Origin of the sequence: Sulfurimonas crateris, assembly GCF_005217605.1 — a bacterium.
GTDB lineage: Bacteria > Campylobacterota > Campylobacteria > Campylobacterales > Sulfurimonadaceae > Sulfurimonas > Sulfurimonas crateris.
The window spans coordinates 178,261-203,581 of the sequence record NZ_SZPX01000004.1 but is presented as its reverse complement, the minus strand read 5'-3'; the positions used below and the strand labels follow the sequence as shown (position 1 = coordinate 203,581).

Sequence of the window (25,321 nt, the reverse complement as noted above, 5' to 3'; positions counted from 1 at the left end):
ATGAGAATAACATTAGCTCAGACATCGCCAAGACTTAATCGCTCAAACTTAGAGGAAGTTGCATCCATTATTGATGCACATAAAGATGAGAGTGATCTGATCGTATTTGGCGAGCTGTCTTTAAACGGCTATCTTCTTCAGGATAAGCTCTATGAAGATGCATGGGAGATAGATGAGCTAACTCTCTTAAAAGAGTTGAGCCGTGACATAGATATCGTGGTAGGTGCTGCTATAAGAGATGGTGAGAGTTTTAGAAATACGGCACTCTACTTTTCAAATGGAAGACTCCTCTCTAAGCACTATAAAGTACATCTTCCAAACTATGGAATGTTTGAAGAGGCGAGATATTTTAAAGCGGGAACTCTTTTTGAGAGTTTTTTAACCCAGTTTGGAAAAGTCTCAATGGTGGTATGTGAAGATCTTTGGCATAAAGATGTTCATGAAAAACTTATAGAAGAGAACCCGGATTATATATTGGCACTTGTCGCATCTCCTGCAAGAGGTTTTAGTGACAAAGGACTGGATATAGAAGATAAGTGGTATAAGATAATTAAGAGAGTTGCTGCAGAGTGCAGAGCCAAACTTATTTTTGTAAATAGGGTCGGCTTCGAAGACGGGCTTGGTTTTTGGGGTGGAAGCTGCATTGTCGATGAAGATGCAAATATAGCTCAAAAGTTGCCGCGTTATATAAAAGAAGTAAAAACATTTAAAATATAGGGGAGTTTATGAAAATAGCAATAATGGGAGCAATGCCCGAAGAGGTTGCTCCGATACTTGAAAAAGTTGGCTCGTACAAAACAGTAGAGTATGCAGGAAACAGATATTACGAGGCAACATACAGAGGAGTTGAGCTAGTAATTGCTTACTCAAAGATAGGAAAAGTATTCTCTACTCTTACGGCTACGACTATGATTGAGCATTTTGGAGCAACCAAGCTTCTGTTCTCAGGCGTTGCGGGAGCAATATCTCCATCTCTAAAGGTTGGTGATCTGATAGTTGCTACAAAACTATCCCAGCATGATCTGGATATTACGGCATTTGGTCATCCATTTGGCTATGTTCCAGAAGGATCGGTCTTCGTAGAGACAGATAAAGAGATGATAGAGATGAGTAAAGAGGTTGCTGCTAGTATGGGTAAAAGCGTGCAAGAGGGAATCATAGCAACTGGTGATCAATTTGTGGCAAATGAGGAGAGAAAGAACTGGATAGGCTCTACATTTGGTGCAGATGCGCTTGAAATGGAGGGCGGAAGTGTTGCTGTAGTTTGCAGTGCTTTAAACGTACCGTTTTTTATACTGCGTGCGATCAGTGATGCGGCTGATATGGATGCTAGTTTTAGTTTTGATGAATTTTTAGAGACAAGTGCTAAAGAGAGCGCTGAGTTTGTTATGAATATGGTGGACAAAATTGTCGATAAAAATATCTAAGAAGATTATGTCTAAACTCGGAAAGACAAATGCCGAGTTCGGTTTGATAGAAGAGGGTGATAAGATCTTAGTAGGTCTTAGCGGCGGAAAAGATTCTCTAACAATGGTTCACGCATTAAAAGAGCAGCAACGTCGTGCACCTTTTAAGTTTGAGTTTATTGCGGTAACTGTTTCATACGGGATGGGAGAGAACTTCGATAAACTGATCGAGCACTGCAGAGAGTATGAGATACCGCACGCTATTCACGATACTCAGATATATGACCTAGCAGGCGAGAAGATTAGAAAAAATTCATCGTTTTGCAGTTTTTTTTCACGTATGAGAAGAGGATCGCTCTATAGCGCTGCAGAGCAGCACGGCTGTAATAAAGTGGCTCTTGGGCATCATATGGATGATGCAGCGGAGAGTTTCTTTATGAATTTTATCTATAACGGGCAACTTCGCTCACTTGCACCAAAATATAGAGCCGATAACGGACTTATAGTGATACGTCCTTTAATCCAGATGAGAGAGCGTCAGCTTACGGCATTTGCGCTAGATAATGAGATACCTACTATCGGCGATGAAGCTTGCCCGGCAATGAGATTTGACGTTAAGATGCCACATGCAAGAGCAAATACAAAAGAGATGCTCTCTAAGATGGAGAAAGAGTTTCCTTCACTTTTTACAAGCTTGAACGCAGCATTTAAAAATATCTCTGTAGAGACTTTTTTTGATAAAGAGAGATTTAATACTTAGACTCTATCTTCTCTTCATCTTTTGCGATTTGTGATTTTCTTTCATGAAGTGTATCTTCTTTTGTTTTTTGCAGAAACTCTATCATATTCTCTTGGTATGAGATGGTGTCTCTGTCGTGTGAGAGCAAAAGAAGCTCTCTAAGTGAGTCAATATCTATTTTTTTGGCATATCTTGGCATTAGCTTTAGCTCCTTTTGTATGCTGGAGACTAGAGTATCTATGTCTAAACCGTTATTTTCCTTTACTTTATTTACAAGCTCTTTAGTATTTAACATCAGAAGATTTGCTCTCTCATCATCATTCTTATATATATTCATACCGATTTTTTTAATAATTAAGAAGTCGTCTGCTTTTATATTTTCATTTGCACTAAGTAGTAGAGCAAAAAGTTTGGCACGAAACTCAAGAGAGCTGTGATTGTATACGAAGAGTTCACGAAAAGCATTAAATAGATAGTGTTTGATCTTAGAGGCAAGCTGCATTTAAATACCTTGAATAATCTAGTGCGCTATTATACCAAATCCGCTTATCAATGCCTATGTAAAACTCTATTTAAGAGTGCGGATTTGGTATAATACGGTTTTAATTTTGCAAAAGCATAATAAATAGATAATATTAAAATGAGGATATATTTATGGGAAGAGCCTTTGAGTATAGAAAAGCATCAAAGCTAAAAAGATGGGGAGCAATGTCAAAACTGTTCCCTAAACTTGGAAAAATTATTACAATGGCGGCGAAAGAGGGCGGAACAGATCCCGATATGAACCCGAGGCTGCGTACGGCTATCTTGAATGCAAAAGCTGAAAATATGCCAAAAGACAATATTGAAGCGGCTATAAAAAGAGCAACTGCAAAAGATACGGCAAGTATGCTTGAAGTTAGTTTCGAGGGTAAAGCCCCGCACGGAGTGCAGCTCTTTATAGAGTGTATGACCGATAACAATACTAGAACAGTTGCTAATGTGAAAAATATACTTACAAAACATGGCGGAGAGATGCTTACAAAGGGCTCTTTGGAGTTTATGTTCGACAGAAAAGCTCTTTTCGAGTTTCCTCTAAAAGATGGTATGGACTTAGAAGAGTTGGAGCTTGAGTTGATCGATGCAGGCTTGGAAGAGATAGAAGCAGAAGATGGAGTTGTTATAATTACAGGTGATTATACAAGCTTTGGCGCACTAAACAGTGCTCTGGAAGATATGGGCATAGAGATCACAAAAGCAAATCTAGAGAGAATGGCAAACTCACCTATTACGATAACCGAAGCACAGCAAGCAGATATAGATAAGATATTGGATAGATTAGAAGATGACGAGGATGTCCAAAAAGTATTTACGAATTTGGCATAGTGAGATTTTAGACATGATATAGGAAGAATTCCTATATCTTTTTTCTATCCTCTTCCCTGTACGGCATTACCCATATCCCACATCGGCAAGAATATACCAAGAGCAAGAAGAAGAACCATTGCAGCAATTATAAAGAGCATAATAGGCTCTATGGCCTCATTCAGCCCGTCAATTATTGCATCAAATCTCATTTTATAGTACTCTGCTACCTTTTTTATCATTGTATCGAGGGTACCACTATCTTCGCCGGCACTAATCATCTGAATGATCATATTTTCAAACAGTTTTGTATCCCCTAGAGCTTCATTTAAAGATGTGCCTTTTTCCACAGAAATCCTGACCGATGAAAGCTTTGCTTTTAGAGGCAAGTTATCGATCATCGATATGGTAGTATCAAGTGCTTCTGCTATCGGGATACCTGCACGGATTAGCTCTGAGAAAACAAGTGTAAAACGACTTAGTGTCGCATACATAACAATATCTTTTATAATGTAAGTTTTTAAAAGAAACTGATGCCAACCAAACCTTATATCTTTATAGTTGTTGATTAGATACTTAAATATTGCAAAAGCTATAATCAGAGAAGCTAATAAGTAGAGCCCATAATTGTTAAAGAGATATTCCAACTTTAACAATATCAGCGTAGGAAGTGGCAGTTCAGCATTTAACTTTTCAAACATATCTTTAAAATTAGGAACAACATAAGATATTAGAATTGTAAAAGCGATAGCCATTGCAATCATAACGTTTCTCGGGTAAGCCATTGCTTTTTTAAATTTAGTGATATTTGCACGTATCTCTTCTAGCATATCGGCAAGAGAGTAGAGAGCATCATCAAGATTACCGGTTTTCTCGCCAAGTTGAACCATAGCAATAGTTAGATTACCAAGCTCAAAGCGGAAATTTTCCATAGACTTTGAAAGAGAGTGTCCGGAGTTTATATCTTCTGCAAGTTTGCTAAAGACTAGCTTTAGATTCTCTTCTTGTGTAGATTTTGCGATCTCGCTTAGTGAATCATAGATCGATATTCCGGCATTTGTCATAACGGCTAACTGCCTAATGGATGCAATTAGAGAGTCTGGCTTTATTTTTCTTTTTTTAACATTGCTAAGAAGTGTTGTTTTAAATCTTTTAAACTGAGCTTCCAGTGGCTCAGTCTCTTCTGCTATCTTAATGATAATTCCGGCATGCTTAAGCTTTGTAAGCTCGTTAGCATGTTTTCTATTTTCGGCGTACAGTCCAATCTGCTCTTTTTTACCCTTTGAAAGGATAGTTGCTACATAGTATTTCATTATTTTGCCACCCTTAAAATTTCTTCTAAACTTGTAACACCTTCTAGAGCCTTATTCACACCATTCTCAAACAATCCGACAAATCCGTCTTCAACTGCTTGGGCATGTAAAGCCTCCATAGATGCACCTTTTGCAATTAGAGATGTCATTTTTTCGTTAACAACCAAAACTTCACAGATCATCTCTCTTCCCATGTACCCTGTTCCATTACACTCTTTACAGCCGGCTCCCGTATAAAATTTGGCATTTTCAGGTACCAGATGGCTTATCTCCTCTATGGTTGCTGCTGAGACCTTCTCTTCTGTTTTACAGTTTTTACATATCTTTCTTACAAGTCTTTGAGCTTGTATCGCAACTAAAGAACCACTGATAAGATAAGAAGGTACACCCATGTCAACCATACGCGTAACTGCGCTTATGGAGTCGTTTGTATGGAGTGTAGAGATTACCAAGTGGCCTGTAAGGGCAGCTTTAATAGCTATCTCCAAAGTCTCTGAGTCACGAATCTCACCGATCATGATCTTATCCGGATCCTGTCTTAAGATAGACCTAAGAGCCGCCGCAAATGTCAAGCCTACTTTAGGGTTTACCTGAACTTGCTGAATAAGGTTCATCCTGTACTCAACAGGATCCTCAACAGTTATTACTTTGTCCTCAACGTTTCTAAGCTCATTAAGCGCACCGTAGAGAGTTGTAGTTTTACCACTTCCCGTAGGACCTGTAACAAGAATAATACCGTAAGGAGTTTTTAGAGCCTTTATAAACTTATTGTAGCTCTCAGTATCCATACCTGCTTCTTCAAGTTTTACAAGCGCTTTTTGTTTGTCAAGAACCCTCATAACGATAGACTCACCGTAGAGAATAGGGAGTGTTGATATACGAAAGTCATATTCTCTTGATCCTACTAACGTAGAGAAACGGCCATCTTGAGGCTTTCTTTTTTCTGCAATATCAAGATTTGATAATAGTTTTAGTCGCGAAGCAAGAGGAGGGTAGATATCTTTTTCAAAAATAAATACCTCTATCAACTTTCCGTCAATTCTTGTACGCACAACACAGTTTTTTTCTGTAGGCTCTATATGCACGTCACTTGCACGGCTTTTAATACAAGAGTTTAGAATAACGTCAATAAGGAGCAAGATGGAAGAGGCCTCTTGCTGTTCATCTATGGAGTTTATAGAGTTGAGCTCGTCTCTTATTTTTCTTACTAGTCCTTTTACGCTATCTTTTATTTCGACTTTAAAAAGATATGATTGAATCTGTTTTTTAGTTGCAACTGCAATTTTAATAGGTTTTGTCGGAAAAAGTCTTTGCACTGCTTCATGTGCTTCAATATCGAGTGGGTCGCAAAAGGCGACCGTAATGCTTAATTCATCTTCTGATACCGGCAGTGCATTATATTTTTTTAGTTGCGTGAGAGATACTTTTTCAGTAAGTCTATAATCCATATCTATGGAGTCTAAATCAAGAAAAAGCAGGTTCTGTTTTTGGGCAAGTTTAAGAAGTACATCTTTCTCTTGGATGTAGTCGTAGTTGTCAATTATAGATAGGTCATACTCACCGCTTTGTATCTTATCGACTATAAATCTAACAAGTCTATCCATCGTCATAAAACCCGAGATAGTTATGTCTCTAAGTATTAAGTTGCTGTCAAGTCCTTTGGCTATAAGCCTGTCTACCTGGCTCTTCATGATGGAGCCATTAGCTAGTAAATCAGATGTAATTCTATCCATAATGCCTCCTACCAATAAATATGTTTTTTTGTACTTATTGAGTTATAAAACTCTTCAATAATCATTTTATCTATTTTACCATCTTTTAAAATATAAAGCTTATATTTTAGGTTTTTATCATCTTCATCTTCAAAGATGTAAAACTCTTTTGGTTCATGTTTGCCTTGTTTTGTATAAAAGTCAAAAACTTTTGAGAGTATATAGTCTGTTGTAGGAAGATTTAGTGATGATATGTCATAGTTGTCAAGCAGAGCATGATAGAGTAGTTTTTTTTGCATAAGTATAATTGAAAAGTATGCTGCATTTGCGCGTGATTCCGGGGTCAGTTTCAGTATGGTAATTGGAACAGAGAGTCTGTCTACATAGTCAATATTAAGACAGGAAAATCCATACAGAGATACATACTCCTCATCCCTAGAGTATTGCGCGAAGTTTTTAAAACCCATTGTGCATGCCTCTTTGTAGTCTCTGTTTTGAAATAGCTCAAGCATTTTATGTTTTACATCGGCATATAGAGTTATTGCTAAGAGAGTTGTTAGTAGTAGTAATTTCATTTAAATTTCCCTGATAAGATCTCATCCAAGAGCTGTCTAGCCTGTGATGAATCCGAGTGCTTTATATATTTCTTTAGTGTCTCAATCGCCATCTCTTTTTTACCGAGCTTAACAAGTGATTTTGAAAAAATAATCCAACTTGCTTCTATATTGTTGTTTAATTCATTTGTTGCCAGAGCATAGTTGTATGCTTGTTCATAGTTTTCTAATTGATAATATTTTACTGCGACAAACAGACTTAAAGCAGGGTTGTGATTAACATTAAATCTTTTGATTACATGTTTAATGTCCTCTTCGACATCTCTTCTTGTTATATCTATAGTGCTTGTGTTTGCTGTAGGTTTTTGCACTAGAGCAATAGACTCCTTTACCTCTTCAACAACAGGCAGGGATACCTCTTCTTTTTTATTTTCGATGCTTTTTTCAATAGGTTTTTCAACTTTAGTTTCTACAGCAGCAGTTTTAACGCTATGCTCTTTTTTGTATACCGGTGTCTCAGACTCAATTCTTTTTATGAAGTTTAGAGACGGCGATAGCTGAACTTTCTTCTCTCTCTCTAGAGCCATTGGCTCTTCTTCTTTTTCATCTTCAGACATAATAGCTGTAGAAGTATTTTGCTCAAGGAGTTCATTTTTGTTTTCGATTACTATATCCGCTTTTTTCTCTTCATTGTAGTTTTGGATTTTTTGAGCGATAAGCTCTTTTTTTGTCTCTTTTTTTGAATTAAAATCATAGAGAAGAAAAAAAGATATTGACAAAATAGCAGCGCTAACGCCTAAAAAAATTGCAAAGTATGGAGTATATGATTTAAGTTTATATTTTTTATGTTTGCTTTCTAGCTCGTCAACATTAAGCATTTATTAATCCTGTGTGAATTGCAGCCATCTCAATTATTTTTTTTGAAATCTCATTTCCTTTTATCTTTTTTGGACTGTTTTGTGCGTAATAGTGATATATATCAAAGAGAGTGTATACCAATTTATTTGTATCCCTATAATTTCCATCTGTTAATTTGTGAATAAGATTAATTGATTTCGGTACAAACATGCTTGCTGTATCGATACAATTTACTTTCATAAGTTTTTTTTGGATGTATATTTTAAGCTCTACTGGGGAGGCGTTTTCAAGTTTTATGCTCTCCCAAATTCTAGTTTGGAAATGCTCTTTTGCAATAATATCCTCTTTTTCAGTTTTATGAAGGGCGATTACAAATTTTACTTTTCTTGTATCTGATAAAAGTCTGATTTTTTCCATCATTGCCGTAGTGTAGAGTTGAGCCTCATCAAGCATTATGACAGGGACAATTGCTTCAATAAGTTCTCTATTTTCTACAACCTTCATAAATTGCGTAAAATTCAGTTCGTCATCATATTTTATTGCATATAGATCTTGAGCAAGAGTTTTAAAAAACTCACTCTCATCTAGAATGGGAGTTTTGTAGAGATAAGCTTTTTGTGTAGAAGCAACATCTTCATACAGTTTTGATAAAAACATGCTCTTACCTGTTCCCGGCTTACCGTATAGAAGAACCATTTTTAAGGGCTTCTCTATAGAGTCTCTTAGGGCTTGGTAAATCATAGAGACTTTCTCAAGCTGGATGTAGTCTTTGACATTAACCGTATCTAAAAAAACATCCCTTGAGTTTTCATAGATACCAGGTTTCAATCTTCCTCTCTTATACTATTCGTTGTAACAGAAATCGCTTCTTTTGTGTTAAGCATGATGTTCTCTGACAATCCTTCGTATCCTAAGTTTGATAAAGATAAACCTTTGTCATCCTTACGAATAATATGAGGCTCAATGACGATAACAAGTTCTTGAGTAATCTTTTGTCTGTTTTCATATTTAAACAGGTAGTTTAAGATTGGAATATCACCTAAGATAGGAACTTTATTCATGTAAACATTATTGCTGGTATTGATCAAGCCACCTAAAATTATACGACTTCCGTCTTTTATAGTTACAACTGAAGAGAGTTGACGGCGACGAAGGTCAGGCGGCATAGTTCTATCTGCTGATTCAACAAGAGATATGTCCGAAGCCGTTTCAGATAGAGACGGATTAATCTTTAGTGTAATCATATCGTCATCGGAAATTTCAGGTGTTATATCGAGCAAAACACCGGCGAAAACAGACTGAAGATCTTCACTTGTACTTTGAGTTCCGCTTGTAGTGCCAGAGAGAGTCTCCGTACTTATAATTTTATAGAAGTACTCTGTTCCAGCTGTTATAAGTGCCGCTTGATTATTTAGTGTTAAAACTTTTGGGTTTGAGATAGAAGTTACATCACCCTGAGTTTTAAGAAATTTTATAACCTCGTTTAAGTTTCCACTTGCACTTATTTTTATTAAATGTGAATTTTCAGCAGCCCCACCACCGGCAATAGCTGTGGTGATTTTGTTATCTTCAAATTCTGAGACATTTTTGTGAAACAGTTTATCTATACTAAGATCTATGTCTTGAAGCTTATAGAGCTGAGACCAGTCAACACCGGTTGTTTTGCCATCACTAAGCGTAACTGAGAGAAGCTGAACGTCTATTAGAACTTGAAGCTGTACTTTATCTTGGAGTTTTTTAAGATACTTCTCAAATCTCTCCATCTGTTTAACTGTAGCAGTAACGGTAATAATACCCGCATTTTTATTTATAATAGGCAGTTGTGCTGTATATACATCTTGTGGTCTGTTTAGAACTTCTTGAAACTCCAAATCCAGCTGATGCCAGAATACAACTTCATCAGAACTGTCAATCTTCATGCCTGATTTACCGGCACCTCCACCACCTATTTCATCAGTAGCAGTGGCTGATGTTCCAGTCGTAGTTGTCGTTCCAGCACCCTCAGAAGAGAGAGTGATATTTGTTTTAGACTCACTTTTTCTTTGTGACAAGATATAGTCAATATTGAACATTTTGGTTTCAAGATATGAAACCCTTAAAATATTGTTCTCTAGAGAATAAGTGAGGTTATTCTCTTTTAGTACAAGATCTAAAACTTCATTGATAGTTAAGTTATTTAGATTTGTCTTGTTTAGGTTGCTGTCCAAAAACTTCTGTGCATTTGGATCAGTTACTATGATACTAAATTCACATTCATCACTAAGTTGCTCTATGAAATCAATTATCTTAGTGTTTTTTGTTGAACTAATACTAAAGAGCTCATATGAACAATCAGCCATGATATTGGTTGACAATAGAACCGTTAGAAGAGTTGAGTACATCGTTGTTTTTATAAGTTTCATGAATCTGCCCTACTTATTTTTGAATTTTAAATTTGGATTTGTGCTAACTGTTGATAAGAGAAGCTCTTTAGTGCCCTCTTTTAGAGTTACAGATGTTTTTGTTATATCTGTAACCGTATAGCTGCTAATCTTATCGTTTACTTTATACCAGTTCCCGTCAATCAGTGCTGATGAGTTTATAATAGTGCTTAAGACAAAACCGCTTTTTTTAGGAGTAGTCTCTGCCACGTCACCTGCTGGCGTTGAGGAGGCTGTTTTTGAAGGAGTTGCTGTTTTGGAGGGAGTAGCAGCTCTAGAACCTTTTTTTGTACCTTCTGCTTCAGGCTTGTTTTTCTCTAAAAAGACAAACGGACTTCCGAGTGCAGATATGTTCACACCTTTTCTTGGTGGCTTGATTGCTTCTATTTGCTCATCTACCCACTCAAGCTCATTAGCGAACAAAGAGTTACTAAGTAGCATTGTAAGCAGTATAATAAATGTCGTTTTCATTAGTAAGTAATCCCCCATACTGAGATATCAAGAGTTGTATTTAATGCATCTTGAGCTTTTATGCTAAAGTCATGCACATCTACAACAAGCTCACTCTGCTCTAGAGAGTTCATGAACTTGACGGTATCTAGGTAGCTACCTTTGACATCAAGAGCAATATCAAGAACATGACCAAAAGCAGACTCATTGTTTTCTGAATAGCTATTAGAAAAGTTAATTATCTTAATATTGTGTTTTTTGGCGTTTATAGAAACAGAGTTAAGATACTCACCCCAAGCTCTTTCATCATATATAAGAGAAGATATAGCTTCTATCTTCTCTTTTATGTAGCTGTTTCTCTCTTTTTGAGCAACAAGTTCAACTTCAAGACCTTTTATCTCTTGAACCAACATCGCAACCTTCGCCTCGGTATTCACCTTTAGGTAAAGTTTGTCTGATTCGATTTTTGCAGTTATATCTTGAACTTTTTTCTTTGCAGTATTAAACTCATTCATGGATAGATCATAAAATGGGTAAGCTAAAGAGAAGAAAACGACAACAATTAGAGCATATACAACATAAACATCTTTTTGAGATTTTTCCTTAAAGAAGTTGTCAATTCTTTGTAAGGCCTCTTCTATCATTAATTTAAAATTCATAATAAATTCACCTTTAATTCACCAAAATATAGTTTGGTTTCCTTTTCAAAAGATATCTTCTCTATTTCAAAGTGGAACTTTCCTTCGTAAACTTTTGTAAGATACTTGATAAGATCGGTGATCTTTTTATCATTGCTAGAAACAAGCCCAAGCTTAAGCTCTTTAAGTTGGCTGCTGCTTTTCTTGCTCTCTCCAGCTTCAGAGTAGAGCGCTGACTCAACTCTTACATTGTATCTATTTAGATCTTTTGTTAATTTATGTAGCAACTCTGCTTTCATAGGGTAGTTTACTTTAACATCATGAATTTTAATAAGCGTATTTTTCTTATCTATATACTCCTGCTGCTCTGCTGCAAGAAGCATTGAGACTTTTGCTTTGTCAGCTTCTCTGTTTTTGATTGTTGCTTCTCTTGTGATCTTGATATTGTGAACACTTCTGTATTCATCTTCTAGAAGTTTGTACTGCAGCGACTGTGCATATGTAAGTGTCCAGTATGATGCAGGGTACAAGAAAGCGAGTACTAGCGAAGCAGCCGCGAGCATAATTGCACGACCGCTCTCTCTCTTTGTAAATTTCGGAGGGCGGTGATAAGTCGTGAAGTTACACTCATACCTATCTTTCTCAGGTAGCGTAGTATAGATATACATAAGTGAGTGTAGATGATCAATATGAGCCTCGCCTGTTTCAAACCCGTAGTCAAAGTTAAAGCTGTTGCTTTTAATACTAAGTTCGACTTCAGCCATTTCATCAAGCTTTGTTACAGACCTAAGTTGTGTATCTATATATATACACTCAATCTTATCTATATCCAGAGCTCTTTTGACATAAGTCAAAATATCATTGATGTTTGAAAAAATCTCTTTGTAAAGTTTAATGATATGTGTTTTATAGACGCTGTCTGTGGTTTTTAGGTCTTCGTTTGAGAGGAAGTTTATAAAATCTTCATACTCTACTAACTCTCCGTATATTTCGCAGAACCTCTCATGCATCTGCAAGAATGAGTAGTTTATAGACTTTGTATATATAAAGTTTTTCTCATTATATATGGTAATAAACGTATCATTTTCTTGAAAGTATACAAAACAATGAACACCGCCGCTCTCTATAAGATCCTTGGAGTATAGAGACTTTAAAAGAAGAGGAGAAGGCAGAATATAGTCGATATATTTTACTTTCTCTACTGCATTTTTAAATACATCATCAACAACCATAGGATCTATAATGAAGACATGGAAGTTTCTGTTATCTTCATCTAGGGCATTAAAGGTCTCAATATATTGTATCTGATACATAACGGCTTGATCAAGCCCGAGTTCGTCATACGCTTTATTGTAGATAGCGTCATATAGATCTTCTTCCGGAATATTTTTACTAACTGCAATATGGCTGTTTATGAAACTTTTTGTATTTAGGTAGGAGATAACATATTGCTCCTTGGAGTATACGGCAGTAGCAGTTTCATTTAAAAAGTTTGAAACGGCACTTACGTATGTACCTTTGTAAGGATTGATAGAAAGCACGCTGGAGAAAGAGTGTTGTTCTTTTTTACTCATTTTCATGATCCTGTATGAAATGAACTTTGGACATATGGCAAAATTCATTATTTTTATAAAACTCAACCCTGTAAACTCTGTTATTTACATCTATAGAGAATCTTTTATCGAAATCCTTAAGCCTTATGCTTACTCCGCTTTCGTCATTTAAACCCTCAGATGTAAAGCCAATTACGTTTACACGGTAACCACTTTGTTCAATAACGTTAAAATCGTCATTTACGATAATATCTGAAGTTTTGTTTAAAGTTACTTTAACTCCGTCAACAACAACATCAAAAGTATCTGTACACGACTCACCGATTTTGAAATATTGCGGACTTAGAGTTACAACTTTTTTGTTGCCTATATAAGCAACAAAATTGCGACCCTCTCTAGCAACACTCCCAAGCGGGTTAGAGAACTTAAATACATTACTCTCTGATTTTATCGGAATAAAGCTTAAATATTTTTTTATATTAGTTAAATTAATAGAAATATTGTCGTTAATGCTTAAATTACCATACTCTTCAAGAAGTTTAACGATATTTTTTTCATCCAAGTCAAACTCTCTTATAAAATCGATCTCCATAATATTCATAAACTCTTCTATCGCAAGAAGGTGGTAAAAGACTTTTTGTGATAATGACGGCAAGTTTTTACTGCTCTCTATGGCAAAGGCGGGTTTATTGTGAGTAACTGCATAGTAGGTAAGGGAGAGTTGCATAGCTTCATCATCGAATTTTGTATTTGTATTTTTTACGTCAAAAGTATGATGGTCTTCAATAAGCCTTCTGTTTATTCTATCTTTTATATCCAAAGCTATTGTGTTCAAGTTGCCAAAAGGCTGTGTCTGGTTTAGATCGCACTGATCAATTACACATGTTTGGCCCCATGCATTTGGGTTAAAAATATTTCCTTTGTCCGTTTTTCTGTAAAAACCGTTGCCGTCGTGTAGATTAAGAACCAAAGAGACACTCTTTTGCGTGATAATATCTTTGATCTCTTCTACTATTTTTTTATCTTTATCACTGTTTTTAATAACAGAAAACTTTCTGTTCATATCTCCATGGATGCCTCTAGAGTTCTTTTGAATGCTTGCTTGATTTAAATTCGGCACTATCCATAAATTTTTTGAGTTAATTTTATAGTGGGTTGCCAAGATAGACGCAGAGAAGTAGCTGCCCGGTTCATCGCCGTGTATTCCTGCAATAACAAGAAGTGTAGTATTAGAATCACTGTTCTCTTTTTTTATAAGTTGAACATCCGCATTTAAAAAATGCGGGTACACAAAGAAGAGAAAGATAGATTTGATTAAAAGATATTTCATCTATATGATCTTCTATTTTTCTGTTAAGATTTTGATTTTATTATCTTCACCAAACTCTATAACAAGAGTTTTGTCTCCGGTAAATTTAAATGTGTCGGATCTGTAAAACTCTTTAAAGTTTATCTGATATATATTTGATGTATTTGGATACGGCAACACGTTTATGTCATTAAATATAATTGTCTTTTTTTCAACTTTTTTAAAAACTCTGGTCTTATATTTTCTAAACTCCTCTAGATTCATCCCATCGCTTCTTATAAACTCAGGAGAGTAGAAGCTTAAATACCCCTCTATATCATCATATATCCAGCTATATCTCCATGAGTAGAGCTGTGCTAAAATCGTTGAGAGAGTCTCTTTTGAGATGTTTTGTTTTACTTTCGTATCATCTATTATTAAAACGGTCTTCTCAATATCTATATTTTTGTCAAGGCACTCTATGCTGGAGTTGTTTATTGCAATACAACCCCTTGTAAACTCGTCTCTGTCTTCTGTAGGAAGACCGTGTATCCATATTCCTGAACCATTTTTTCCCCTGTAAGAGTCATAAATATTCGGGTAAGAGGTCACAAAAGCAAGCGGTCCGTAAAAAGGGTCCAGCTTAGTCTCTTTTGAGAGTTTTTGAGTTATCTGGTATATCCCTATTGGAGTTTTTAGATCTCCCTCTCTTACCTTGTCACCCTTTAGCTTGCCGGTAAATGCGTCATAAGTTTTTTTGTAGTTAAAACTTCTGTTCTCATCAAGTGAGTATAGCTCTAAATTAGAGACTGATTTGTCACACGCCAGAATATTGTCATATGACTCTATATAGCCGAATGTCGTGTCTTTGCTCTGTACTATTTTATCCCAATACTCTTTTTTGCTTAGCTCAAGGTCCATCTCTTTTTCAATCAGGGCAATGCCGTTTATCCTGTAGCTTGTCAATATATCGCCTGCGTAGATATTTAGACTTAAAAATACAATTAACAGTAACTTCATGAACTATAACCAACCTCTTTTAAATATGATTTATCTTTGCTCCAGCCCTTTTTAACAACGACCTGCAAGTCAAGAAAGGCTTTTTTGCCGCTAAGGGATTCGATCTTCTCTCTTGCATATTTGCCGATCCTCTTAATAGACTCTCCGCCTCTGCCGATGATTATCCCTTTTTGGGACTCTTTTTCTACTACAATTGTTGCGATGATCTTATCTATGTTCTTCTCTTCGTATATCTTCTCGATTGTTACATCTGATTCGTACGGGATCTCATCACTTACGTTTTGAAATACGCCCTCTCTTATAAATCCTGCATAGATGTCGCGTACAAGTTCGCTTGTCAGATCTTCAGGATCATACAAATAAGGAGACTCAGGAAGAAGTTTTGATATGGTCTCTAGCAGATCTTTATGGCCTGTTTTTTTTGGGATCGCTACAGGGATAAGTGCTTCAAAATAGTCTGCAAACTGGCTGTACTGGCTTATTTTTTTAAACAGTTTTTCTTGAGATACTTGATCGATCTTGCTAAGAGCTATAATATGTTTTACTTTGGAGTTGTTTAGTTTTAAAAATTTCTCATAGTTTTCAATGTTGTCGGTAACCGGAGCTAGGTAGACGATAAGGTCGCAGTCTCCCATCGCTTTTAGAGCTTCATCAAGCATAAACTGGTTTAGTATCTTCTCTCTCTCATGAAGCCCAGGAGTATCGACAAAGATGATCTGTGTATCTTCGTGCATGACAATAGCGTTTGATCTTTTTCTGGTCGCATTTGCTTTTTGACTAACCATTGCAATATTTTCGCCCAGTAGGGAATTCATAAGTGTGCTTTTTCCTGCGTTTGGACGACCGATTAATGAAACGAAGCCTGCTTTAGTCATATTTTTTCCTATAAGATATATCTGGAGAGGTCATCATTTTCAACTATGACATCTAATTTTTCATGCACTAACTTTTCTGTAACCATAAACTCTTTGTCTCTGTGCTCGTCGGCATTAAAACTTATATCTTCAAGAACTTTTTCCAGAACCGTGTGGAGTCTTCTAGCGCCGATATCTTCGGTCATTTCGTTTGCACGGTGAGCCAGTTTTGCTATCGCTCTTATGGCTTCATCCTCAAAAATAAGTTTTACTCCCTCTGTGCCAAGAAGTGCTTCATACTGTCTTAGAAGCGAACTCTTTGTCTGTGTCAGTATCTGGTAAAGCGTCTCTTCAGTTAGAGATTCAAGTTCCACTCTCAGAGGAAATCTTCCCTGAAGCTCCGGTATAAGATCGCTTGGCTTACAGAGATGAAATGCACCAGCTGCAATAAAGAGGATATGGTCCGTATTTATAACGCCGTACTTTGTACTTACGCTGCTTCCCTCTACTATCGGAAGAAGGTCTCTTTGAACTCCCTCTTTGCTCGGGTCATTCCTTCCTTGAGACTTTTCGCTGATAGCAATTTTGTCAATCTCATCAAGAAATATGATCCCGCCGTCTTGGGCACGTCTAAGCGCTTCTGCGTTGATACTTGCAGAATCGATAAGCTTTGCGCTTGCTTCGCTTCTAAGTATTGATTTAGCCTCTTTTACGCTCACCTCTTTTTTATTGTCTTCTCTGTTCATCTGTGAGAATACTTTTGAGAAGGACTCTTGAACTTTAGCCATCTCAGGCGGCAGGTTTGTGTCGTTAAACTCTATATGGATCTTCTCAAGCTCGATCTCTATGGTTTTATCGTCCATCTCCCCTGAGAGGACTCTTTTTTCTGTAGCTTCAAGCAGCCTGTGATAGTCATCTTTTTTGCTATCACTAGCACCTGATGGAAGAGGGGGAACCAGTTTTTCAACTATTTTATTTACAATATAGTTCTCTATCTTCTCTCTATTCTCTTCCTCTTTCTCGGCTTTTACGATTGAGATAGATGCTACGACAAGGTCTCTTATCATAGACTCAACGTCACGCCCCACAAAGCCGACTTCTGTATATTTGCTGGCTTCAACCTTTATAAAAGGGACTTTCATCATACTTGCCAAGCGTCTTGAGATCTCTGTTTTACCTACTCCGGTAGAGCCTATCATAAGGATATTTTTTGGCATAATGTCTTTTTGAAGCTCAGGAGTTAACTGCATTCTTCTATATCTGGTTCTAAGTGCCAGTGCAATGGTTTTTTTTGCATTGTGTTGAGAGATGACATACTTGTCCAGATATTCGACTATCTCTTTTGGCGTTAGGTTCACTTAGCTTCTCCCTCTAATATAAGAGTTTTTATGTTGTGGTTGGTGTATATACACAGATCGGCAGCTATGCTCAGACTCTCACGCACAAGTGCCTCTTCATCCATATCTGCATGTTTTTTTAAAGCTCTTGCCGCTGAAATAGCGAAGTTTCCGCCGCTACCGATAGAAGCTATCTCGCCATCTTCAGGCTCAACAACATCTCCATTGCCTGTAAGTATGAAAATATGCTCATTGTTTAGAACTATCATCATCGCTTCAAGACGACGAAGAACTTTATCTTTTCTCCACGCTTTTGAAAACTCTATGACCGATTTTAAAATATCGCCTTTTTTTGCCTCTAAGAAATCTTCAAACATATCAAAGAGGTTAAAAGCATCAGCCGTACTACCCGCAAAACCTGCTAAGATCTTTCCGTTGTGAAGCGTGCGGATCTTTGTCGCATTTCCTTTTAGGACGCTGTTGCCGAAAGTGACTTGACCGTCACCTCCGATTACCGCTTTGTTCTTGCCCTTGTACGCAAGTATGGTTGTGGCATCAAACATTATTCGCCTTGAACATCCACATGCAGCGTTGCATGGATGGCGTGACCCAGCTTAAGGTCTAGGTCGTGCTCACCGACTGTTTTGATCGCAACTTTATCGGTAATATGTTTTTTATCTATCTCAATATTGTGCTGTTCTTGAAGGGCATGCGCTACTTCATCTTTTGTAATAGAGCCGAACAGATGACCGTTTTGTCCAAGCTTCTTGGTTATGATAATCTCCAGCTTGTCAAGTTTCTTTGCAAGATCTTTTAGCTCTGCGATCTCTTTTGCAAGATTCTCAGCAGCTATTCTCTCATCTTCTGCATGTTGAGCCAATATCTCCGGTGTGGCATGTTTTGCGAACCCTTTTTTGATTAAAAAGTTTTGACCGTAGCCATCTTTTACCTCTTTTACTTCGCCTGCTTTGCCTAAGCTTTTTACCTCTTTTATTAGTAGAACTTTCATATCTCTTCCTATCTCTCTATTTCGCCGCCGTAAGAGACGATCCCATAAGTCAGATTTCCTATTTTTTTATATCCCATATCGTTTAAGATCCTTGCACAGTGTGCACTTCTGCTTCCGACGTGGCAGTATAAAATAATGTTTTCATCTTTGTTAAGTTTTGCATCTTCAAGAGCTGCAAAAAAACTGCTTGTAGGAACAAGTTTGTCTGCACCTTTAATGTGACCCATCTGCCACTCCATGTGTTCACGCACATCCACGAGTTTAAAATCTACCATTCCAAGCTCTCTTGCTTCTATAAGAGAAGTTACTTCATCCCCGTCAAGCTCTCTCTGCTCTAAGAGAGTTTGCGCTTCTGCTTTTGTCAGACCGCGAGAGTGTGTATGAACTGCCTCTTCCATGCCCATCTCTGCCGCTTTTTTTGCAGCATATTCCGGTGTACAGTAGATACCGCAGTGACAGAGACCATCTTCTGGGATCTCTTTTTCGATCGCAGGTTTACAAGGGCAGATTCTATCCTCTACGCTTCTTGGCTTATCATCTACGACTTCGACCATAAAGCATGGGCAGAAACGTTTGCCGTACATCATCTTGTTTCTTGCAAGACCCATCTGTACGCCTTCGTTTACTTCTGCCTGAGGATTGTAGACCCAACCGAACTGCTGATTTACCTTATCGGTGAACTTGATGGTTTTTTCCATTTCAGCTTGAAACTCAGGAGAGTTCATGTCTATTTTGATAATACTCATAATGTTCCTTTGGTATTGTTATTTATTTCTTGCTTTACCGGCAATAATTCTTCTAAGCGCATTTAGGCGAATGAAGCCCTCTGCATCTTTTTGATTATAGACTTCATCTTCTTCAAATGTTGAGTGCGCTTCCGAATATAAAGACATATCAGATTCTCTGCCTACCACTTCTACGTTGCCTTTGTAAAGTTTTAATTTCACAGTTCCCTGAACATACTTCTGTGTTGCGTCAATTGCAGCTTGAAGCATTTCGCGCTCAGGTGTAAACCAGAAACCGTTATAGATAAGTTTTGCGTAGCGAGGCATCAACTCGTCTTTTAGGTGAGCTTCTTCACGGTCAAGCGTGATAGACTCGATAGCACGGTGAGCTTTTAGCATGATAGTTCCGCCCGGAGTTTCATAGCATCCACGAGCCTTCATTCCGACAAATCTGTTTTCAACTATATCAACTCTTCCTATGCCGTGCTTGTTTCCATACTCATTAAGCGTTTTAAGAAGCGTTGCAGGCGACATCTCTTCTCCGTTAACAGAGATAGGATCACCGTTTTTGTAGCCGATAGTAATATACTCTTTTTCATCAGGAGCATTTTCCGGTGACTTGCTCCATAACCACATAGACTCTTCCGGTTCATTCATAGGATTTTCAAGATGAAGCCCTTCATACGATATATGAAGCAGGTTTGCGTCCATTGAGTATGGGCTTACAGTAGGTTTGCCCTCTTTATCTAGATGCTTGGCATCGATTTTTATTCCATGTTTTCTGGCATAAGAGAGCAGTTTTTCTCTGGAATTAAGATCCCACTCTCTCCAAGGTGCGATCACAGTAATATCAGGTTTTAAACTTAGGTATCCAAGCTCAAATCTAACTTGATCGTTTCCTTTGCCTGTTGCTCCGTGAGAGACTGCATCTGCACCCATCTTATTTGCTATCTCTATCTGCTTTTTAGCTATTAGCGGTCTTGCTATAGAAGTTCCTAAAAGATACTCGCCCTCATATATTGTATTGGCTCTAAACATAGGGAATACATAATCTTTTACAAACTCTTCTCGTACGTCAAGTATAAAAATGTTTTCAGGTTTGATCCCATTGTCAAGTGCTTTTTGACGTGCAGGTTCGACCTCTTCGCCTTGACCTAGATCGGCAGTAAAAGTAATTACTTCTGCGTTATACTCTTCTTGCAGCCACTTTAAAATAACACTGGTATCAAGTCCGCCGGAATACGCTAGAACAACTTTTTTAACTTCTTTTTTCATTTAAAAACCCTTGCAAGCAAAATAATTACCGCGATTTTACAACAAAAAGTATTAAAGAATGGTTAGTGGAATTATCTGTTTAGATAACTACTGATTACTGGAAGGTTATGAGAAGATGAAGAGGGGTCAAAAGGGTTTAAGGTCACCCTTTTGAGTCAAAAAGAATCCCCGATACTTCTTTCATTTTTGGAAGAAAGCCCACTGCTTCTTCGGCAGGGAATCTTCTTATCATTTTACTTGTTTCAGACTCAATAACGGATACGTAAAAAACATCTTGTTGGTCAACACCGAATTTTATATTTGTAGTCATAGGAGCGAGCGCTTTGTTTAGTTGATCAACCAAATCCTGCATTTGCTCCTTAGAGTCAATTTTTTTAGAACTATCAACATTGTCTTTTTGCATCTCTTTAACAATATCGACCTGCTTAGGCTGTTCAACTTGCCTTGTCTGAGATGTTACAACGCCCTGACTTTCTTGCTGACCCATTTGAGACTGCTGCTGTTTTGCAACATTTGCTATGCCATCCATGACTTACTCCTTTTTATATATAAAGAATATTATTAGAAGCCAAATCGACACAAAAAAAAATAACTTTAGCAAAGTTGATAAAAAAATAACATTTTTTATTTTGGAATTATGATAATCTTCCATTTATGAATCAATATATCCAACTACTAAAATCAGAAACTGTTCTTAGAAGGCTCTCTTTTATACAGCTAATCGCATATTTTGGGGCATGGTTTAGCAATGTGGCAATTTATACGCTTCTACTGCATATGAAAGTCTCCCCTGAAGTAGTAGCATTTACGGCAATGCTGCATTTTCTCTCAGGGATCATACAAGCACCGTTTTCAGGCTCTATAATAGATAATATGAAACCAAAAAAACTTATGCTGATATTAATCGCAGTTGAGATTTTTGCTACGTTTTTTTTAATTTTTGTAAATGAACTCTCTGATCTGTGGCTTCTTTATACTCTTGTCTTTATTAAGATGGCGGCAGCTAGTTTTTACTTCACAACAGAGATGTCGCTTTTGCCAAAACTTTTGGGAGGAGAGAAGCTTCAAAAGGCAAACGAGCTTCACTCCATAATCTGGTCGCTCTCTTACACTTTTGGCATGGCTATTAGCGGTTTTGTCGTTTTTTTACTTGGAGTAAAGATAGCCTTTATTCTTGATGCCATGATGTTTGTCGTTGCTTTTTCGCTGCTTTACAGGGTTGAGATTGAAGTGGAGTTTATAAAGAGCAAAGAGAGTCTAAAAGAGATGATGCGAGATAGTTTCAGATACTTTAAGAGAAACCCGCACGCCATTCATCTGATGCTGATGCACTCATTTGTTGGATTAACAGCATTTGACGCGCTTGTGGCACTTATGGTAGATAAATACTACGCCTCCATTATCGCAACATCTTTGGCACTTGGGCTTCTGCACGCTTCAAGAGCGGTAGGTCTTGTTATTGGGCCTGTCATTCTTGGAAACTGGGTTAACAATAAAAGGTTGGTAAATATTTTTATCTTTCAGGCATTTGCAATCTGGCTCTGGGCATATTTGATGGAGGATTTTTATATGTCGCTCTTTGCAAGCGTAATCGTGGGGCTCTTTACTACGACTCTGTGGTCTTATACCTATACTTTACTACAAAAGAACATAGAGAAGAAATATTACGGGCGAATCGTCGCATATAACGATATGCTGTTTCTGACATCTGCGACAATCACATCTTTTATGATAGGTTTTTTGGCAACAAAAGGCTTCTCTTTGGAGTTTATAACATTTCTTATAGGCTTTGGATTTATTGTAGGCGCAGTTTACTTCAGATGGGTTCTTAGTACTCAAAATATTAAAGAGGTAGGATAGAGAGATGGCATCAGGGATTTTTTTACTTTTAGACGACATTGCGATGCTTGCGGATGATGTGGCGGTTGCAAGCAAGGTGGCTACGCAAAAGACGGCAGCTATTCTTGGGGATGATCTGGCGGTCAATGCGCAAAAAGCTACGGGGTTTGACTAGTCAAGAGAGCTAAAAGTCATCTGGGCGATTACAAAAGGCTCTTTAAAGAACAAGGTTATCATCTTGCCGGTAGCCTTTCTTCTAACTGCCTTTGCCCCTTTATTGATTACGATAATTCTTGTTTTTGGTGCGCTTTTTCTTCTTTATGAGGGAGTCGAGAAGATAGAGGAGTACCTCTTTTATAAAAAAGAGGAAGTTAAAAATGAGGAGCTTTTAAATTCGACAAAAGAGAACATCTTGGAGATAGAGAAAGAGAAGATAAAGTCAGCAATACTCACAGACTTTATACTATCCATAGAGATAGTCGTAATCGCTCTTACTGCAGTCTCCGATAAGCCGTTCGGTATTCAGGTCGCCTCAACGATTTTTGTTGCATTAATAGCTACTTTTGGGGTTTACGGGTTGGTTGCTCTTATAGTGAGAATGGATAATGTAGGCTTTTGGCTTATAGGTAAAAATCAGATAAAAAGCGGCAATTTTCTAATTGGCGCTATGCCAAAGCTTATAAAAACTCTCACCTTTGTAGGAACTTTTGCGATGATCTTGGTAGGAGGCGGAATCCTCTCTCATAAGATAGAGTTCTTTCACAATTTCTACATAGAGGCACTACCGGCTCTTGTTAATGATCTGCTTATAGGTCTGGTCATAGGGGCAGTTGTATTGCCTGTTGTAAATATCATCAAAAAGGTGTTCAGTAAAGCTTAGACTGGAGATTGAATCTCTCATAGTATATATCTATCATCTTTCTTAGCGTCTTGTCATCGAGGTCGCTTTTCTCTTTTATGCCGAATCTATTTATGTATTCGGCAGGTAGGATAGATCTCTCGGTAGCCGGATCTTTTAGATACTCAAACATAGCCTCTCTTATTCTCTTTTCGCTGCTGTATTTGAGGGTATATTTTTTCATAATAATGTGAAATTTAAAATCACCGCCATGACAGTTTAGACAGTTTTTATCAAACTCTGAAGCGTTTAAAAAAGCACAGAAGAGAATAGATATAGTAATCTTTTTTACCATCTAAGAGTCACCTTTGTCCCTATTTTTGGTTTTGATTCAATATCTATCTTCATACAGTACTCCTCTGTTATGGATTTTATGATGCTGTAACCGATTCCAAATCCCCCTTGGGATTTATCGAACCTCAGGTATCTTGTAAAGATTTTCTCCAGCTCCTCTTTGCTCATCCCTTTACCCTCATCTTCTATGCTTAAGTGTGTCTCATCCAGAGTGATTCTTATTTTGGTTGACTTATTTGTATATTTAATCGCATTTGAGAGGATGTTATCTATTAGACGCTCCATCTTTTGTTTATCAGCCGTGAAATGGACATTATCTTTTATATCCAAGATGAACTCTATCCTTTTCATATTTGCCATATTTGCAAAGTATTCTACTCTTTGAAGAACTATTTGGGAGAGATTCAGATCTGCATTTTGAAGCGATGCTTTGTGATTTAAAAGCAGATGGACCAAATCCTCATATAGGTTGGAGATGCTCATAGAAGCGATCTTTATGCGTTCAAGTTTTCTTGATGTTTTTTCGTCGCAGTTTGAGTAGTCAATTGTCTCTATATTTGTCAGTATCGCAGTGATTGGAGTGTTTAGCTCATGAGTGGTATCTTTTATGAAGTTATCTAGAAGTTTTATATTCTCTCTTATGGGTTTTAAAACAAGATTTACTAGAAAAAAGGAGGTAATAATTGTAATTAAAACAACGACAATCGCAATATAGATCAGATCGCTAAGTATATTTATATCTTTCGTCCCTTTTTGCACGACAATATATGCGGCACCCATGTAGTAAGGGGAGAGAGGCGAGATGAGGTAGGATTTTGAATTTTTTGTAAAAAAATTATCGCCTAAGTTTTTTATATCTTCATCAAGAGTGCTAAAGATAAGATTTTTATCTATGTCATAAATGGCGCTTTTAAAACTCTCAAATCTTGGATATTGCAGTTTTTCGCCGTTTTCTTCATGCAACCAAGAGAGCTTCTCTTCTACGTTGGCGGCGTAACCCTTTAAAATCTCTTTTTCGTTATGCATTAGCTGGTCTTGTTCGTAAAAATAGTAACTTGTAAAAAGAGTAACGATCAAGAGCAGCGTCGAACTTAGATAAAGACCCAAAACATAGATAATGCTTCTTCTCTCTCCGCTATACAAGTTTATACCCGAAATTTTTGATGCTCAAAATATGCTCTTTGCCTATATGTTTGCGCAGATTTTTAACATAGGTTCTAAGACTCATATAGCTGTGGCTCTCGTTAAACTGCCAGACATTTTGGTAGATGTTCTCAAAGCTAACGCACTCATTTTTATGCTTCAAAAGCAGTTTTAGCAACAAAAACTCTTTGTGATTAAGAGCTATCTTTTCTCCCTCTTTTATAAGCTCGTTTGAGTAGAGGTTGAAATCAATGGTATCGTTTATTTTGATGAGTTGTTCATGTGTTTTGTACTCCCGCTTAAGCAGAGCGTTTATCCTGAGAAGAAGCTCTTTTAGCGCAAAGGGTTTTTTGATGTAGTCATCCGCACCGCTCTCATAGCCCAAAGATAGATCGTTTATGCCCTTGAGTGATGTTATAAAGATCGCGGGAGTTGAAATATCTGCGCCTCTTAGCTCTTTTAAGAGTTGAAATCCGTCAATTTGCGGAACATTGACATCTAGCAAGAAGAGGTCGAAGTTTTGGGCATAGACACTCTCTAGCGCTTCATCTCCATCATAGACGCAAACCACGTCAAATCCCTCATCTTTGAGAAACTCTTCAACGGTTTGCGATAGATTGAGATCATCTTCAAGATATAAAATTTTCATAAA

The 25,321-nt window shown here is 37.3% G+C and carries 27 protein-coding genes and 1 pseudogene; 6 read left to right on the top strand and 22 right to left on the bottom strand.

What is annotated here, in order from left to right:
• Genes FCU45_RS06495 through FCU45_RS06485 form a run of 3 tightly spaced genes read left to right on the top strand, consistent with a single transcriptional unit; the run spans position 1 to position 2,166 of the window.
• Entirely contained in the window at positions 1-717 is a 717-nt protein-coding gene (locus FCU45_RS06495) for a nitrilase-related carbon-nitrogen hydrolase (protein ID WP_137013508.1), read from the top strand.
• 8 nt (positions 718-725) lie between these two features.
• Entirely contained in the window at positions 726-1,427 is a 702-nt protein-coding gene (locus FCU45_RS06490; protein WP_137013506.1) for a 5'-methylthioadenosine/adenosylhomocysteine nucleosidase, read from the top strand.
• A 7-nt stretch (positions 1,428-1,434) separates the two neighbouring features.
• The gene (locus tag FCU45_RS06485) at positions 1,435-2,166 is read left to right on the top strand and encodes a tRNA 2-thiocytidine biosynthesis TtcA family protein (protein ID WP_137013504.1); all 732 of its coding nucleotides are present in this window, start codon (positions 1,435-1,437) and stop codon (positions 2,164-2,166) included.
• Here the strand turns inward: FCU45_RS06485 and FCU45_RS06480 are convergent.
• On the bottom strand, positions 2,156-2,647 hold the full coding sequence (locus FCU45_RS06480) for a hypothetical protein (protein ID WP_137013502.1): 492 nt from the start codon (positions 2,645-2,647) through the stop codon (positions 2,156-2,158). The two genes, FCU45_RS06485 and FCU45_RS06480, sit on opposite strands and share 11 nt — an antisense overlap.
• A gap of 152 nt (positions 2,648-2,799) precedes the next feature.
• Between FCU45_RS06480 and FCU45_RS06475 the strand changes: the two genes are divergently transcribed.
• Positions 2,800-3,510 carry a YebC/PmpR family DNA-binding transcriptional regulator gene (locus tag FCU45_RS06475; RefSeq protein WP_137013499.1) on the top strand — a complete coding sequence of 237 codons (711 nt, stop codon included), beginning with the start codon at positions 2,800-2,802 and terminating at the stop codon, positions 3,508-3,510.
• Between the two features lie 44 nt (positions 3,511-3,554).
• On the opposite strand, the gene FCU45_RS06470 is transcribed toward FCU45_RS06475, so the two are convergent.
• From FCU45_RS06470 to FCU45_RS06385, 18 genes are all read right to left on the bottom strand, one after another.
• A complete protein-coding gene (locus FCU45_RS06470) occupies positions 3,555-4,802 on the bottom strand; it encodes a type II secretion system F family protein (RefSeq protein WP_137013497.1) in 1,248 nt (415 codons plus the stop codon).
• Positions 4,802-6,535, bottom strand: a complete 1,734-nt coding sequence (locus tag FCU45_RS06465; RefSeq protein WP_137013495.1) for a GspE/PulE family protein — start codon at positions 6,533-6,535, stop codon at positions 4,802-4,804. Before FCU45_RS06465 ends, FCU45_RS06470 begins: the two co-directional genes overlap by 1 nt.
• 8 nt (positions 6,536-6,543) lie before the next feature.
• The gene (locus tag FCU45_RS06460; RefSeq protein WP_137013493.1) at positions 6,544-7,089 is read right to left on the bottom strand and encodes a hypothetical protein; all 546 of its coding nucleotides are present in this window, start codon (positions 7,087-7,089) and stop codon (positions 6,544-6,546) included.
• Positions 7,086-7,946: a CDC27 family protein gene (locus FCU45_RS06455; RefSeq protein WP_137013491.1), complete on the bottom strand. Its 861-nt coding sequence runs from the start codon at positions 7,944-7,946 to the stop codon at positions 7,086-7,088. The genes FCU45_RS06460 and FCU45_RS06455 overlap by 4 nt, the downstream gene beginning before the upstream one ends.
• The gene (locus tag FCU45_RS06450; protein WP_137013489.1) at positions 7,939-8,754 is read right to left on the bottom strand and encodes an ATP-binding protein; all 816 of its coding nucleotides are present in this window, start codon (positions 8,752-8,754) and stop codon (positions 7,939-7,941) included. The genes FCU45_RS06455 and FCU45_RS06450 overlap by 8 nt, the downstream gene beginning before the upstream one ends.
• On the bottom strand, positions 8,751-10,328 hold the full coding sequence (gene mshL / locus FCU45_RS06445) for a pilus (MSHA type) biogenesis protein MshL (protein ID WP_137013487.1): 1,578 nt from the start codon (positions 10,326-10,328) through the stop codon (positions 8,751-8,753). Before mshL ends, FCU45_RS06450 begins: the two co-directional genes overlap by 4 nt.
• A 9-nt stretch (positions 10,329-10,337) precedes the next feature.
• Positions 10,338-10,817, bottom strand: a complete 480-nt coding sequence (locus tag FCU45_RS06440) for a hypothetical protein (protein WP_137013485.1) — start codon at positions 10,815-10,817, stop codon at positions 10,338-10,340.
• A complete protein-coding gene (pilO, locus tag FCU45_RS06435; RefSeq protein WP_137013483.1) occupies positions 10,817-11,455 on the bottom strand; it encodes a type 4a pilus biogenesis protein PilO in 639 nt (212 codons plus the stop codon). The genes FCU45_RS06440 and pilO overlap by 1 nt, the downstream gene beginning before the upstream one ends.
• Positions 11,452-13,008 (bottom strand): hypothetical protein, encoded by a 1,557-nt coding sequence (locus FCU45_RS06430; RefSeq protein ID WP_137013481.1) that lies wholly within the window; start codon positions 13,006-13,008, stop codon positions 11,452-11,454. Before FCU45_RS06430 ends, pilO begins: the two co-directional genes overlap by 4 nt.
• Positions 13,001-14,317 carry a M99 family carboxypeptidase catalytic domain-containing protein gene (locus tag FCU45_RS06425; protein ID WP_137013479.1) on the bottom strand — a complete coding sequence of 439 codons (1,317 nt, stop codon included), beginning with the start codon at positions 14,315-14,317 and terminating at the stop codon, positions 13,001-13,003. The genes FCU45_RS06430 and FCU45_RS06425 overlap by 8 nt, the downstream gene beginning before the upstream one ends.
• A 12-nt stretch (positions 14,318-14,329) precedes the next feature.
• Positions 14,330-15,295: a L,D-transpeptidase family protein gene (locus FCU45_RS06420; RefSeq protein ID WP_137013477.1), complete on the bottom strand. Its 966-nt coding sequence runs from the start codon at positions 15,293-15,295 to the stop codon at positions 14,330-14,332.
• Positions 15,292-16,170 (bottom strand): GTPase Era, encoded by an 879-nt coding sequence (gene era / locus FCU45_RS06415; RefSeq protein WP_137013475.1) that lies wholly within the window; start codon positions 16,168-16,170, stop codon positions 15,292-15,294. The genes FCU45_RS06420 and era overlap by 4 nt, the downstream gene beginning before the upstream one ends.
• Before the next feature lie 8 nt (positions 16,171-16,178).
• Positions 16,179-17,507, bottom strand: coding sequence for an ATP-dependent protease ATPase subunit HslU (gene hslU / locus FCU45_RS06410; protein WP_137013473.1), 1,329 nt, complete (start codon positions 17,505-17,507; stop codon positions 16,179-16,181).
• Entirely contained in the window at positions 17,504-18,049 is a 546-nt protein-coding gene (gene hslV, locus FCU45_RS06405; RefSeq protein WP_137013471.1) for an ATP-dependent protease subunit HslV, read from the bottom strand. Before hslV ends, hslU begins: the two co-directional genes overlap by 4 nt.
• On the bottom strand, positions 18,049-18,495 hold the full coding sequence (rplI, locus tag FCU45_RS06400) for a 50S ribosomal protein L9 (protein WP_137013469.1): 447 nt from the start codon (positions 18,493-18,495) through the stop codon (positions 18,049-18,051). Before rplI ends, hslV begins: the two co-directional genes overlap by 1 nt.
• 8 nt (positions 18,496-18,503) lie before the next feature.
• Positions 18,504-19,241, bottom strand: coding sequence for a ferredoxin-thioredoxin reductase catalytic domain-containing protein (locus tag FCU45_RS06395; RefSeq protein ID WP_137013467.1), 738 nt, complete (start codon positions 19,239-19,241; stop codon positions 18,504-18,506).
• 18 nt (positions 19,242-19,259) lie between these two features.
• On the bottom strand, positions 19,260-20,495 hold the full coding sequence (locus FCU45_RS06390) for an argininosuccinate synthase (RefSeq protein ID WP_137013465.1): 1,236 nt from the start codon (positions 20,493-20,495) through the stop codon (positions 19,260-19,262).
• Between the two features lie 142 nt (positions 20,496-20,637).
• Positions 20,638-21,024 carry a flagellar protein FlaG gene (locus FCU45_RS06385; RefSeq protein ID WP_137013463.1) on the bottom strand — a complete coding sequence of 129 codons (387 nt, stop codon included), beginning with the start codon at positions 21,022-21,024 and terminating at the stop codon, positions 20,638-20,640.
• A gap of 125 nt (positions 21,025-21,149) precedes the next feature.
• Between FCU45_RS06385 and FCU45_RS06380 the strand changes: the two genes are divergently transcribed.
• Together FCU45_RS06380 and FCU45_RS06375 are read left to right on the top strand one after the other, a co-directional pair.
• A complete protein-coding gene (locus FCU45_RS06380) occupies positions 21,150-22,355 on the top strand; it encodes an MFS transporter (protein ID WP_137013461.1) in 1,206 nt (401 codons plus the stop codon).
• Between the two features lie 4 nt (positions 22,356-22,359).
• Positions 22,360-23,214: pseudogene (locus tag FCU45_RS06375) on the top strand (DUF808 domain-containing protein).
• Here the strand turns inward: FCU45_RS06375 and FCU45_RS06370 are convergent.
• From FCU45_RS06370 to FCU45_RS06360, 3 genes are read right to left on the bottom strand one after another with little or no spacing between them, the layout of a single operon-like run.
• Positions 23,201-23,527: a hypothetical protein gene (locus FCU45_RS06370; protein WP_137013459.1), complete on the bottom strand. Its 327-nt coding sequence runs from the start codon at positions 23,525-23,527 to the stop codon at positions 23,201-23,203. The pseudogene FCU45_RS06375 and the gene FCU45_RS06370 overlap by 14 nt on opposite strands.
• Positions 23,521-24,669, bottom strand: coding sequence for a sensor histidine kinase (locus FCU45_RS06365; RefSeq protein ID WP_137013458.1), 1,149 nt, complete (start codon positions 24,667-24,669; stop codon positions 23,521-23,523). The genes FCU45_RS06370 and FCU45_RS06365 overlap by 7 nt, the downstream gene beginning before the upstream one ends.
• Positions 24,662-25,318, bottom strand: a complete 657-nt coding sequence (locus tag FCU45_RS06360) for a response regulator transcription factor (protein WP_137013456.1) — start codon at positions 25,316-25,318, stop codon at positions 24,662-24,664. Before FCU45_RS06360 ends, FCU45_RS06365 begins: the two co-directional genes overlap by 8 nt.
• Positions 25,319-25,321: the final 3 nt, after the last annotated feature.

Coding starts and splice junctions, on each gene's coding strand:
- FCU45_RS06495 (WP_137013508.1), top strand. CDS start 1: ATGAGAATAACATTAGCTCAGACATCGCCAAGACTTAATCGCTCAAAC.
- FCU45_RS06490 (WP_137013506.1), top strand. CDS start 726: ATGAAAATAGCAATAATGGGAGCAATGCCCGAAGAGGTTGCTCCGATA.
- FCU45_RS06485 (WP_137013504.1), top strand. CDS start 1,435: ATGTCTAAACTCGGAAAGACAAATGCCGAGTTCGGTTTGATAGAAGAG.
- FCU45_RS06480 (WP_137013502.1), bottom strand. CDS start 2,647: ATGCAGCTTGCCTCTAAGATCAAACACTATCTATTTAATGCTTTTCGT.
- FCU45_RS06475 (WP_137013499.1), top strand. CDS start 2,800: ATGGGAAGAGCCTTTGAGTATAGAAAAGCATCAAAGCTAAAAAGATGG.
- FCU45_RS06470 (WP_137013497.1), bottom strand. CDS start 4,802: ATGAAATACTATGTAGCAACTATCCTTTCAAAGGGTAAAAAAGAGCAG.
- FCU45_RS06465 (WP_137013495.1), bottom strand. CDS start 6,535: ATGGATAGAATTACATCTGATTTACTAGCTAATGGCTCCATCATGAAG.
- FCU45_RS06460 (WP_137013493.1), bottom strand. CDS start 7,089: ATGAAATTACTACTACTAACAACTCTCTTAGCAATAACTCTATATGCC.
- FCU45_RS06455 (WP_137013491.1), bottom strand. CDS start 7,946: ATGCTTAATGTTGACGAGCTAGAAAGCAAACATAAAAAATATAAACTT.
- mshL (WP_137013487.1), bottom strand. CDS start 10,328: ATGAAACTTATAAAAACAACGATGTACTCAACTCTTCTAACGGTTCTA.
- FCU45_RS06440 (WP_137013485.1), bottom strand. CDS start 10,817: ATGAAAACGACATTTATTATACTGCTTACAATGCTACTTAGTAACTCT.
- pilO (WP_137013483.1), bottom strand. CDS start 11,455: ATGAATTTTAAATTAATGATAGAAGAGGCCTTACAAAGAATTGACAAC.
- FCU45_RS06430 (WP_137013481.1), bottom strand. CDS start 13,008: ATGAGTAAAAAAGAACAACACTCTTTCTCCAGCGTGCTTTCTATCAAT.
- FCU45_RS06425 (WP_137013479.1), bottom strand. CDS start 14,317: ATGAAATATCTTTTAATCAAATCTATCTTTCTCTTCTTTGTGTACCCG.
- FCU45_RS06420 (WP_137013477.1), bottom strand. CDS start 15,295: ATGAAGTTACTGTTAATTGTATTTTTAAGTCTAAATATCTACGCAGGC.
- era (WP_137013475.1), bottom strand. CDS start 16,170: ATGACTAAAGCAGGCTTCGTTTCATTAATCGGTCGTCCAAACGCAGGA.
- hslV (WP_137013471.1), bottom strand. CDS start 18,049: ATGTTTGATGCCACAACCATACTTGCGTACAAGGGCAAGAACAAAGCG.
- rplI (WP_137013469.1), bottom strand. CDS start 18,495: ATGAAAGTTCTACTAATAAAAGAGGTAAAAAGCTTAGGCAAAGCAGGC.
- FCU45_RS06395 (WP_137013467.1), bottom strand. CDS start 19,241: ATGAGTATTATCAAAATAGACATGAACTCTCCTGAGTTTCAAGCTGAA.
- FCU45_RS06390 (WP_137013465.1), bottom strand. CDS start 20,495: ATGAAAAAAGAAGTTAAAAAAGTTGTTCTAGCGTATTCCGGCGGACTT.
- FCU45_RS06385 (WP_137013463.1), bottom strand. CDS start 21,024: ATGGATGGCATAGCAAATGTTGCAAAACAGCAGCAGTCTCAAATGGGT.
- FCU45_RS06380 (WP_137013461.1), top strand. CDS start 21,150: ATGAATCAATATATCCAACTACTAAAATCAGAAACTGTTCTTAGAAGG.
- FCU45_RS06370 (WP_137013459.1), bottom strand. CDS start 23,527: ATGGTAAAAAAGATTACTATATCTATTCTCTTCTGTGCTTTTTTAAAC.
- FCU45_RS06360 (WP_137013456.1), bottom strand. CDS start 25,318: ATGAAAATTTTATATCTTGAAGATGATCTCAATCTATCGCAAACCGTT.